Below are 11,236 nucleotides of genomic sequence, written 5' to 3' on the forward strand. Positions count from 1 at the left end.
GTTGCCGATCTGCACGTGCGTGGTCTCGACGTCCTGCGGCAGCCACCCGGCCTCGCGCGCGGTCGCCCAGACCATCTTGAAGTGCATGGCCTGCGGGGCGCCCACCACGTACAGGATGCGGTCGGCCTTGAGGGCGTCCACCCGGTACCGGACGGTCGCCAGGTCGGTGGTGGCGTAGCCGTAACCGCCGTCGCTCTTGCGCACGATCAGCGGCACCGGCTTTTTCTCGCGGCCGGTGAAGCCCTCGAGGAACACACACAGGGCGCCGTCGCTCATTGTGGCGATGCCCTGTGACTCGAGGTCCTCGCACACCGCGTCGAGCATGTCGTTGTAGGTGCTCTCGCCGGCCAGGTCGTCGTCGGTGAGGGTGACGCCCAGCTTGCCGTAGACCTTGTTGAAGTAGGTCCTCGAGAACCCGACGAGCTTGCGCCACAGGCGCAGCGTCTCCTCGTCGCCGCTCTGCAGCTGCACCACGCGCCCGCGGGCCCGTGCGGCGAAGTCGTCGGCCTCGGGGCCCGACTCGTCGAACTTCGTGCGCGCCCCCTGGTAGAAGGCGTTGGGGTCGGTGATCAGCAGCTGGGCCCGGTCGGAGTCCTCGCCCACCTCGAGGAGGTGCTCGATGAGCATGCCGAAGGGGGTGCCCCAGTCGCCGATGTGGTTCTGGCGGATGACGTTGTGGCCCAGGAGCTCCAGGGTCCGGGCCAGGGAGTCGCCGACCACGGTCGTGCGCAGGTGTCCGACGTGCATCTCCTTGGCCACGTTGGGCGCGGAGTAGTCGATCGGGACGTTCTTCGGGGGTTGCTCGGGCACGCCCAGCCGGGCGTCGTCGAGCAGGGCCTGCGCCTGCGCGGCGATCCAGTCCTCGCGCAGGGTCAGGTTGATGAAACCGGGCCCGCTGACCTCGACCTCGCGGCACACGTCGGAGACGTCGAGGTGCTCCATGATCGCCGCGGACACCTCGCGCGGCTTTCGGCCCAGACGCTTGGCGAGCGCGAGCGCGGCGTTCGCCTGGTAGTCGGCGAACTGGGACGGACGGATGACGGGGTCGGTGTCGGCGAACTCGGGGCCGAAGGCGGCGCCGAGCGCGGACTGGACCCGTCGCGAGAGTACTTCCTGCGGGTCGGCCATGCCTTCCAGAGTACCGACCGGACGGGGCCTTCCCGACGGCTGTGGGGTGCCCCACAATGCAGGTCGCGGGTCGGCGGGGACCGCCGTCAGGGGTCAGCGTTCCTCGTGCTGTCCGAACCGGTTGAACCAGTGCCCCTGCCGGTGCGGTACGCGCCGACGCATCTGTTCGTCCATGCGCCCCGAGATCAGGTCGTGGGCGAGGCGGCAGGCGTGTGTGATGCCGGTGTCGCGGCTGGCCCCGTGTGCGATGACCACGGTTCCGTTGAGGCCCAGCAGCGCGGCGCCGCCGTAGGTCTCGCTGTCCAGGCGGCCGCGCAGCTCACGCAGGGAGCGGCGTTGGAGGAGCGCGCCGGCCTTGGCGAGCGGGGTCGAGGTCAGGGCCTCCTGCACCGCCGACATCGCGAAGGAGGCCGTGCCCTCGACGGTCTTGAGGGCGACGTTGCCGGTGTGGCCGTCGGCGACCACGACGTCGACCGCACGGGTGAGCAGGTCGTGGCCCTCGATGTTGCCGTGGAAGTCGAGGGCCCCGGACTCCCCGGCGGCCGTGAGCATCTCCCCGGCCTTGCGTGTCAGCTTGTTGCCCTTGCCGGGTTCGCTCCCGATGCTCAGCAGACCGACGGTCGGCCGCTGCACCCCGAACGCCGTCCGTGCGTAGGCGCTGCCCAGGTGCGCGAACTGCACGAGCATCTCGGGTTTGGCGTCGGCGTTGGCCCCGGCGTCGACGAGGATCGTGGGCCGGTCCCCGGTGGGCAGGGGCACGGCAAGCGCCGGGCGCATGACGCCGGTGAGGGTCCGCAGGCGCACCGTCGAGGTGGCCACGACCCCGCCGGTGGACCCGGCCGAGACCAGGGCGTGGGCATCGCCGCGGCGGATCAGGTGGCAGGCGACGGCGACGCTCGAACGGGGGCGGCGCCAGCTGGCCAGGGCGCCCTCGTGCATCTCCAGTTCGTCCTCGGCGTGCACGACCGGGACCTCGCGGAGGGCGTCGTGCTCGGCGAGCAGGGACGCGACCACGGTGCGGCGGCCCACGAGCAGGATCCGCAACCCGAGTTCGCGCACCGCCCGGACGGCGCCGTGCACGATCGCCTCGGGCCCGTGGTCGCCGCCCATGGCGTCCACGGCGATGACCGGCGGTGTGGCGCTCCGGCCGGTGGGCTCCGGTTCGGGTGTGCCGCTCGTAGTGGCGCTCAACGGGGTCTGTCCTCCACGGGTTCGGGTGCGCCTCCGGGGCCGCGCCGACACGGTATCGGGCTCGGGAGGGCAGTGGCGCGAGTGGCTCTCGGACACCGGCGTGCCCTGGGTGGTGGGGTCTTCTGCGAGGATACTTCCGGTATGTCCAGTTAGAAGCTGTGTTTTCGCGCGAATGGGTACAAAGCCTCTAGCTGGGGTATGCCCGCCCGTTGGTTGCCGGGGGGTGAAGATCCCCGGGGCCATGTGACAACGGAATGAACCGCACCGGTGGTCAGCGTGGCCCGTACTGCGCATGATCACCGGATCTGGGCTGCCCGGATGACCTTCGCCGGGGTGGCCCGGGCCTAAGCGATCAGGAGAGGAGAGGCGTGAGCGTTACGCCTGACGCGGCACAGTCCCCGTCCGCCGGACGTCGGTTTCGTGCCTACACGACGAAACACCTTGACGAGCTCACGGCGCGAGCCGGCCTCGCAGCAGACGAACGGCTCGCAGTGCGGGCGGTGGCCACTGTGCTGCCGTTCCGGGTCAACAGCTACGTCGTCGACGAGCTGATCGACTGGGATGCCGCGCCCGACGATCCGATCTACAAGCTCGTCTTCCCGCAGGCCGACATGCTGCCACAGGAGGACGTCTCCCGGATCGCCGATCTGCTGAGCGCAGGGGCCGACCGCAAGGAGCTCAACCAGGCCGCCAACCAGGTCCGTGCCACGCTGAACCCGCACCCGGCGGGACAGATGGATCTCAACGTGCCGACCAAGGGGAACGAGGAACCGATCCCCGGGATCCAGCACAAGTACAATGAGACGGTCCTCTTCTTCCCGAAGCAGGGCCAGACGTGCCACGCCTACTGCACCTACTGCTTCCGCTGGGCGCAGTTCGTGGGCGACGCCGACCTGAAGTTCGCCTCCAGCGAGATCGACCAGATGGTCGAGTACGTGCGCTCGCACCCCGAGGTCACCAGTGTGCTCTTCACCGGTGGCGACCCGATGATCATGGGCGAGGGTGTGATCTCCAAGTACATCGAGCCGCTGCTGGAGATCGATCACCTGGAGGCCATCCGCATCGGGACCAAGGCGCTGGGGTACTGGCCGCAGCGTTTCGTCACCGACCCGGACGCCGACGACACCCTGCGCCTGTTCGAGAAGGTCGTGGAGTCGGGCAAGAACCTCGCGTTCATGGCCCACTTCTCGCATCCGAACGAGATGGCCCCGGAGCTGGTTCAGGAAGCGGTCCGCCGCGTCCGCAACACCGGCGCGGTCATCCGTACGCAGGCGCCGATGATCCGCACGATCAACGACGACGCCGCCACGTGGGAGAGCATGTGGCGTACGCACCTGCGCCACGGCATGGTGCCGTACTACATGTTCGTCGAGCGCGACACCGGCCCGCAGGACTACTTCGCGGTGCCGCTCGCCGAGGCCTACGACATCTTCCGCACCGCCTACCAGAACGTCTCGGGCCTGGCCCGGACGGTCCGCGGGCCCTCGATGTCGGCCACACCCGGCAAGGTGTGCGTCGACGGGGTCACCGAGATCGCCGGCGAGAAGGTGTTCGTACTGCACTTCATCCAGGCGCGCGACCCGGAGCTGGTGGGCCGTCCCTTCTTCGCCAAGTACGACGAGAAGGCCGCCTGGCTGTTCGACCTCAAACCCGCCCTGGGCGCCACCCACTTCCCGTGGGAGGTGCCGCCGGAGGGCGGGGGCTCCAACGGGCTGATCGACCCGACCCGCCTCTAGGGTCTGTTTGGTGGACGCCTTCCGTTGCGAGCGGCGCAGCCAGTGGTGCTGTCGCAAGGCCGAAGAAGGGGTCGGCCCGGATGTGCCGTTGACTGATGAGAACGCAGCGAGAGTGCCGCTGGGGCGCCGCGCAGCCGGTAATCGGTGTTCGTCGAACAGCCCCTAGGGCCTCGGCCCCGGGCGCTCCCGGGATCACGGGGGCGCCCCGGAGGCAGCGGAGCCCGGCACCCTTCGGGGTGCCGGGCTCCGTCGTGTGTCCGGCCGAGGACGGATCTGGCCCGCTCCGCGACCGTGGGCGGGTCGCGGGGGCCATCGGCGGACACCTTCTTCCGGTGGTGGTTCGGGGGCCGCGGGGCGGACGGGGTCAGGTCAGCAGTTCGTCGAAGTCACCCGTCTTGGCGCCGCGCACGAAGGCCTTGATCTCGTCGGGTGTGTAGACCAGTGCCGGTCCACGGGGGTCACGGGAGTTGCGGACGGCGATGTCACCGCCGGGAAGGGTCGCGACCTCAACGCAGTTCCCGTCCGGGTTGCTCCAACTGCTCTTGGTCCAGACGACCATCGGCAGACTGTCCGCGGGAACGCCGTTGCTGATCTGCATCTCATCCTCCTGGAACATCGGTGGACTGGTGAGCGGGGTGTCCACACGCGGCAGGGAGCCCGCCGCGCCCGTCGTTCGGTCACCGGGATCGACCCGGGATACCCCCGGAGCCCTGGGGGCACGGGGCACACCCGGTCGGAGACCACGGCGTTCGCCACAGCGTAGTCGATGCACGTGCATCCGTGATTACGTCTGTAAGCACACACACGTGGACCCCGGGTGATGCGGTTGCGGATCCCCATGTCACAGCCGACGCACACGGGGCGTGGTCGGTGCCCGGTTCCAGGATCGTTTCTCACCCGTGGCCGAAGACGGACATTCCGGAGATCTGGGGTCGACCTGTGGTGGTCGTGTACACACTCAGAGTGTCTGCTCTCGACGCGAGGTCACCCTGTGTAGTGGGCCTGGGTGTGGGTGGGGGGAGAGGGTGCACGGGGCGCCGGGAGCGGTCCGGTGCGTGCGGGGGTGGTGCGGCGGGCGCCTCAGTCGGAGTAGCGCTCCAGGAACGGCCGGAGGATCTCCTCGGTACGGTCCGGCGTCGGCGCCTGTGTGGCCAGGTGGTCCATCGTCTGCGCGTACCGGTGGGTGTCCTCGTACTTGTCGAAGTAGAGCGCGCTGCTCAACTGCTCGAGGTAGACCACGTCCGGAAGCTGCGGCGTGGGGAAGCGCAGGATGCTGAACGGGCCGCCGGCCGCCGGGTGCCCTCCGATGTCGAAGGTGGCGATCTGGACCGTGATGTTGGGGCGGCGGTTCATCTCGATGAGGTGCTCGATCTGCCCGCGCATCGTCTCCCGGTCGCCGTACGGCCGGTGCAGGACACCCTCGTCGATCACCGCCCACAGGCGCGGCGCCTCGGGCTCGTGCAGCCGCATCTGCCTGTGCATACGCATGTCCACGCGGCTGGTGACGTCCTCCTCCGAGCGGGTGGTGCTCGACAGGTTGATCACCGCGCGCGTAGTCGTCGGTCTGCAGCAGGCCCGGGACGAACTGCACCTCGAAGGTGCGGATCATCGACGCGGCCTCCTCCAGGCCCACGTACACACCGAACCACTGGGGGAGCACGTCGCCGTACTTGTGCCACCAACCCTGCGCGTTGGCGCTGGAGATGAGCCCGAGGAGCGCCTCGCGCTGCTCGGGGTCGTCCACCCCGTACAGCTTCAGCAGGTCGTCGACGTCCCGACGCTTGAAACTCACCTGTCCGAGCTCCATCCGGCTGATCTTGGCGTGGGAGGCACGGATCGCGTACCCGGCGTCGTGGCGGGAAATTCCCTTGTTCTTGCGCAAGCGTCGCAGCTGGGTGCCCAGAAGAATGCGCAGTACGGTCGGGCCGCCGCTCGAATTGGCGAGGAAATCCTCGGTGACCTGCAAATCCTGTGCTTGGTCGGTGATCACGACGCCCTCCTGTGGCGGCTTCTGAGCGAGCGATCGCCCAGTATAACGATGAGTTTCCATTGTGGACAGGGCTTCCGGGATGCCGGTTAGGCGACGTCTGCCCTGTTCTGTTGCGGGTGTCATTGCCGGTGCGGTGCGCGAATTATCGGTGCCGGGCCTACCAATAGGTGCAGTTCGTCCTATAGTCTTGCCCGGACATCATGCTGCACGTGCAGACGTGTCTTACAGATGTAAGCCACGCACCCCCGTCAGAGCAGGCCGAGCGACCCGACATCACATCGTGAGGAACGTGATGAACGCAGAGCTGATGCCTTCGGAGACCGGTACCGAGGCATCCCCGAGCCGCCCCTCCCAGGTGCGGGACCTCGACAGCCGCCTGTCCGGCTGGTGGGACCCGCCCTCCGGCCGACTCGGCATCGGCGGCACTTCGCGCACCCCCGACCTCGCCGCGCGCTCCCTCGACTCCACCGCCCGCTCGGTGGGCCACGCACGCGAGTTCGCGGCCGACACCGCCCGCGGGTGGGGCCTGCCCGGGCTCGAGGAGGATCTGCGCCTGGTCGTCTCCGAACTCGTCGGCAACGCCTGCCGCCACGCCGTTCCCGAAGCCGCGGACCCCGCGCGTTCCGCTGTCGTGGTGCAGCTCCGCCGGGTCGGGGCGGACTCCGTGGTGTGCATGGTCGCCGACGACACCGACACCGCCCCCCACCGGGTCGACGCCCACCAGTTCGCCGAGTGCGGCCGCGGTCTCGGGCTCGTCGCCGCCTTCGGGGCCGAATGGGGCTGGAGTCCGATCCGCGGGGGCGGCAAGGTCGTCTGGGTGCTCTGCACCGACGCCGGCGACGCCTGAGGAGCGCCCCCACGTCCGCTCCCGCACCGCACAGGGCCGATGGTCCTCCACAGGTGTGCCCGGTGGGCCGGGATGTGTCGGCCGGGCCGAGTAGGCTGGCCAATCATGTCGGCATTTGACCGATCGCGTCCCGACAGTGGATTCCTGTGCTCGACCCGGGAGTGAGGCGTGACGTGCTGGACACGGAGCAGGAGCAGTTCGCCTGCGGCGGTATCTCCGTCGTGGGCCTCGAAGGTGAGATCGACATCGCGACCGCGCGCGATGTGCACGCACGCCTGGCCGAACGGGCCGCCCACGGTTGTGTGGTGGCCGACCTGGCGGCGGTCTCGTTCATCGACGCCTCCGGGGTCAACGCACTGGTCGGAGCCATGCGTGACGCCGCCCGCGAGGGCAGACACCTGCTTCTGGCCGCACCGCCCCGGCAGCTCTCCCGCATCCTCGACGTGCTGAGGCTGCACGAGGTACTGCCCACCTACCCCACCGCCGGGGCCGCGTGCGACGCCCACACGCGCGCGAAGCACGCGCACGGGCGCGTGCCCCCGCAGGCGGTCTGACCCGCACACGACGAATGCCCACGGGGCGGGCGGCCGAGACCCGGACACGACGAACGGGGTGCGCCCGCAGGCGCACCCCGTCGGTGTCGGTCGTCGGCGCCGCGCTATTCCACGGTCACGCTCTTGGCGAGGTTGCGGGGCTGGTCGACGTCGTTGCCCTTGGCCAGGGCCAGCTCGCACGCGAACACCTGCATCGGGATCGTCGACACGATCGGCTGCAGAAGCGTGGGGACCGCCGGGATCTCGATGAGCACGTCCGAGTACGGGCGCACGGCCTCGTCGCCCTTCTCGGCGATCACGATGGTGCGGGCACCGCGGGCGCGCACCTCCTGGATGTTGGACACGATCTTGTCGTGCAGCACGCTGCGGCCCTCGGGCGAGGGGACCACCACGACGACGGGGAGGCCCTCCTCGATGAGCGCGATCGGGCCGTGCTTGAGCTCGCCGGCCGCGAACGCCTCCGCGTGCATGTACGCCAGCTCCTTGAGCTTGAGCGCACCCTCCAGTGCCACCGGATAACCGACGTGGCGGCCCAGGAACAGCACGGTGTTCGCGTCGGCCAGCGAGTGCGCCAGCTGCCGGACCGGCTCGACGGTCTCCAGCACCTGCTCGACCCGGTCGGGCATGGTGGCCAGCTGGGCGATGACCGCATTGATCTCGTCGCCGTACTTCAGGCCCCGCACCTGAGCCAGGTACAGGCCGATGAGGTAGCAGGCGGCCAGCTGTGTCAGGAAGGTCTTCGTGGCGGCCACGCCCACCTCGGGGCCGGCGTGGGTGTACAGAACACCGTCGGACTCGCGCGGGATCGTGGACCCGTTGACGTTGCAGATCGCCAGGACCTTGGCGCGCTGCTCACGGGCGTAGCGCACCGCCATCAGGGTGTCCATGCTCTCGCCGGACTGCGAGATGGCGATGACCAGGGTCTGCTGGTCCAGGATCGGGTCCCGGTACCGGAACTCGCTGGCGACCTCGACCTCGCAGGGCACGCGGCACCAGTGCTCGATCGCGTACTTGGCGATCAGGCCCGCGTGGTACGACGTGCCGCACGCGATGATGACGATCTTCTCGACCGTGCGCAGCTCGGCCGGTGTCAGACGCATCTCGTCGAGGTGGAGTTCTCCGTCGGTGGTGACGCGGCCCAGGAGTGTGTCGGCGACCGCGCGGGGCTGCTCGACGATCTCCTTGAGCATGAAGTACTCGTAGCCGCCCTTCTCGGCGGCGGAGGCGTCCCAGTCGACGTGGTACTCGTTGACCTCGGCCGGGTTGCCGTCGTAGTCGGTGACCGCGACGGAGTCGGCGCGCAGTTCCACGACCTGGTCCTGGCCCAGCTCGACGGCGTCACGGGTGTGCGCGATGAAGGCGGCGACGTCGCTGGCGAGGAAGTTCTCGCCCTGTCCGCGGCCCACGACCAGCGGGGAGTTGCGGCGCGCGGCCACGACGAGCTCGGGGTCGTCCACGGAGACCGCGACCAGGGTGAATGCGCCCTCCAGGCGCTTGCAGGCCTGGCGCATGGCACCGGTGAGGTCGCCGTCACCGCGCTCCTCGAGCACCTTGTTCAACAGGTGCGAGGCGATCTCGGTGTCGGTCTCGGACAGGAACTTGCAGCCCTGCTCCTCCAGCTCGTTGCGGAGGGCGGAGAAGTTCTCGATGATGCCGTTGTGGACCACCGCGACACGCCGGTCGTTGTCGACGTGGGGGTGGGCATTGACGTCGTTGGGGGCACCATGGGTGGCCCAACGCGTGTGGCCGATTCCGGCACCCTCGCCCCCGATGGGGTGGTCCTCCAGGGCCTGGCGCAGGTTGGCGAGCTTTCCGGCCCGCTTCTCGGTGCGCAGTGTGCCGTCGTCCAGCACAGCCACACCCGCGGAGTCATATCCGCGGTACTCCAACCTTGCGAGGCCGTCCACGACGACCTCGAGCGCCGGTTGCGGCCCGACGTAGCCAACGATTCCGCACATGGGCGCCAGCGTAGGCGAGAACGGACGCTGAATCGACCAACCAGTGCTGCATACCACTCGCCATTTTCCCTGGTGGCGGTATAGACCATTTGGTGCATGGAGAATAGGCCGCGCAGGTGGGAAGCGTGGGCAGGTGTGGAGTGCGGTTGTTCCGGGCCCTCTGCCCCGCGACGAAAAAACTTTCTCCGAGCACCGAATGGACCTGTGGTTTCGAACACGTTACCTCGGAGTCGTGGCTCTTCCGGGGGCCGGGCGCCGAGTCCGGTGAGGGTGCTCGTCTAGGGTTGTCGACCGTGTCTCAAGCGACGAAGAACGGCGTCTCCTCGCCGTACGTGGAACTGGACCGGGAGGCCTGGGCTGCCCTCCGCGCCTCCACGCCGCTGTCCCTGACCGAGGCCGACCTCGCCGAGCTGCGGGGGACGTCCGACCCCACATCACTGGAGGACGTGCGCGACATCTACCTGCCGCTGTCGCGTCTGCTCAATCTGTACGTCGGCGCCACCCAGCAGCGGCACGCCGCCGTGCGCGCCTTCCTGGGCGAGGCCGACCGTCCGGCGCCGTTCGTCATCGGTGTGGCCGGCAGCGTCGCCGTCGGCAAGTCCACGACCGCCCGACTGCTGCGCTCACTGCTGGCCCAATGGCCCAACCATCCCCACGTCGAACTCGTCAGTACCGACAACTTCCTCCACTCCAACGCCGTGCTCGAGGCGCGAGGGCTCATGCGCCGCAAGGGGTTCCCCGAGAGCTACGACCGGCGTTCCCTCGTCCGGTTCGTCTCGGAGATGAAGGCCGGGGCCGAACAGCTCGAGATCCCGGTCTACTCGCACCTGCACTACGACATCGTCCAGGGGGAGCGGCAGACCGTCAGGCGCCCCGACATCCTCGTCGTCGAGGGCATCAACGTGCTGCAGCCCGCCACCGCCGGGCGCCTGGCCGTGGCCGACTTCTTCGACTTCTCCATCTACGTCGACGCCAAGGTCGGCAACATCCGGAACTGGTACCTCGACCGGTTCCGGGAACTGCGGCGCACGGCCTTCTCCGACCCGCGCTCGTACTTCCACCACATGGCCACGACCACGCGGGAGGAAGAGGCGCTGGAGTTCGCCGCGAACACCTGGCGCACCATCAACGAGGTGAACCTGGTCGAGAACATCCAACCCACCCGGGGGCGGGCGACCCTCGTGCTCTACAAGGGCGACGACCACCGGGTGCGCAGGGTGCGGTTGCGCAAGACCTGAGTTCCCGGGAAAGGGGCTGCCGGAGGTGACCGTCCGCGGGTAGGGTGGGTGGCTCTTCCGGCCACCCCTGACCCGGGTGCAGTGCGCTCTGACGATCGGAACGAACCGGGCCCCTGCGGCGACCGGGGCGGGACCCGCGCGCGAGCCGGCGCGTCCACCGTCCCGCCTACCCCTTCGAGGCCGCCATGAGCACGACCGATCCCGCCCGCACGCCCGATCCCGGTGGAGCACCCGGGGCCGGGGAGGAACCGTCCACGGCTGGTGCAGCACCGCCGGCCGACCCCGAGGTCCTCCTCGAGCGGGCCCACCTGGCACGGGCCCGTCAGGCGCTGCGCACGATGTACGAGGGCGTGGCCGCCACGACGCTCGTGATGAGCGGCGACGCCAAGGACGAGTTCAACGACGAGGCGGTGTTCCGGAACCGGCTGCGCCGCCTCTCCGAACTCGCGGACATCCCCGACGCGCCCCTGTTCTTCGGGCGCATGGACTTCGAGCCCGGCACCGTCTTCCTGGACGACGAGGAGGGCGGCGAGGGCGCGGCAACGGCGGGCGATCCCTCCGGTGAGGGCCCCGATCGGGTGCACGTCGGCCGCC

General features: G+C 69.3%; 8 protein-coding genes and 2 pseudogenes (1 of these 10 cut by a window edge). 5 read left to right on the forward strand and 5 right to left on the reverse strand.

What is annotated here, in order from left to right:
- Positions 1 to 1,128, reverse strand: a 1,128-nt coding sequence (gene argS / locus D474_RS0108805; protein WP_017613217.1) for an arginine--tRNA ligase, incomplete at its 3' end; no start/stop codon positions are given.
- 93 nt (positions 1,129 to 1,221) lie between these two features.
- The gene (plsX, locus tag D474_RS0108810) at positions 1,222 to 2,319 is read right to left on the reverse strand and encodes a phosphate acyltransferase PlsX (protein ID WP_017613218.1); all 1,098 of its coding nucleotides are present in this window, start codon (positions 2,317 to 2,319) and stop codon (positions 1,222 to 1,224) included.
- A 491-nt stretch (positions 2,320 to 2,810) separates the two neighbouring features.
- Here plsX and D474_RS0108815 point away from each other — a divergent pair, with 491 nt between their 5' ends.
- A complete protein-coding gene (locus D474_RS0108815) occupies positions 2,811 to 4,055 on the forward strand; it encodes a KamA family radical SAM protein (protein ID WP_017613219.1) in 1,245 nt (414 codons plus the stop codon).
- Positions 4,056 to 4,419: 364 nt separating this feature from the next.
- Here D474_RS0108815 and D474_RS0108820 read toward each other — a convergent pair whose 3' ends face one another.
- Together D474_RS0108820 and D474_RS28070 are read right to left on the reverse strand one after the other, a co-directional pair.
- Positions 4,420 to 4,653 carry a DUF397 domain-containing protein gene (locus D474_RS0108820; protein ID WP_040703204.1) on the reverse strand — a complete coding sequence of 78 codons (234 nt, stop codon included), beginning with the start codon at positions 4,651 to 4,653 and terminating at the stop codon, positions 4,420 to 4,422.
- A gap of 482 nt (positions 4,654 to 5,135) precedes the next feature.
- A pseudogene (locus tag D474_RS28070) lies at positions 5,136 to 6,021 on the reverse strand (helix-turn-helix domain-containing protein).
- A gap of 316 nt (positions 6,022 to 6,337) precedes the next feature.
- Between D474_RS28070 and D474_RS0108830 the strand changes: the two are divergent.
- Positions 6,338 to 6,892, forward strand: coding sequence for an ATP-binding protein (locus tag D474_RS0108830; RefSeq protein ID WP_017613222.1), 555 nt, complete (start codon positions 6,338 to 6,340; stop codon positions 6,890 to 6,892).
- Between the two features lie 173 nt (positions 6,893 to 7,065).
- Positions 7,066 to 7,446: an STAS domain-containing protein gene (locus D474_RS28075; protein ID WP_017613223.1), complete on the forward strand. Its 381-nt coding sequence runs from the start codon at positions 7,066 to 7,068 to the stop codon at positions 7,444 to 7,446.
- Between the two features lie 104 nt (positions 7,447 to 7,550).
- Here D474_RS28075 and glmS read toward each other — a convergent pair whose 3' ends face one another.
- Positions 7,551 to 9,404: a glutamine--fructose-6-phosphate transaminase (isomerizing) gene (glmS, locus tag D474_RS0108840; protein ID WP_017613224.1), complete on the reverse strand. Its 1,854-nt coding sequence runs from the start codon at positions 9,402 to 9,404 to the stop codon at positions 7,551 to 7,553.
- A gap of 332 nt (positions 9,405 to 9,736) precedes the next feature.
- Here glmS and coaA point away from each other — a divergent pair, with 332 nt between their 5' ends.
- Both coaA and D474_RS28080 read left to right on the forward strand, forming a co-directional pair.
- Positions 9,737 to 10,642, forward strand: a complete 906-nt coding sequence (gene coaA, locus D474_RS0108845; protein ID WP_017613225.1) for a type I pantothenate kinase — start codon at positions 9,737 to 9,739, stop codon at positions 10,640 to 10,642.
- A gap of 185 nt (positions 10,643 to 10,827) precedes the next feature.
- Positions 10,828 to 11,236: pseudogene (locus tag D474_RS28080) on the forward strand (HelD family protein) (it continues 1,825 nt past the right edge of the window).

The sequence above is a fragment of the Nocardiopsis salina YIM 90010 genome (assembly GCF_000341025.1).
Classification (GTDB): domain Bacteria; phylum Actinomycetota; class Actinomycetes; order Streptosporangiales; family Streptosporangiaceae; genus Nocardiopsis; species Nocardiopsis salina.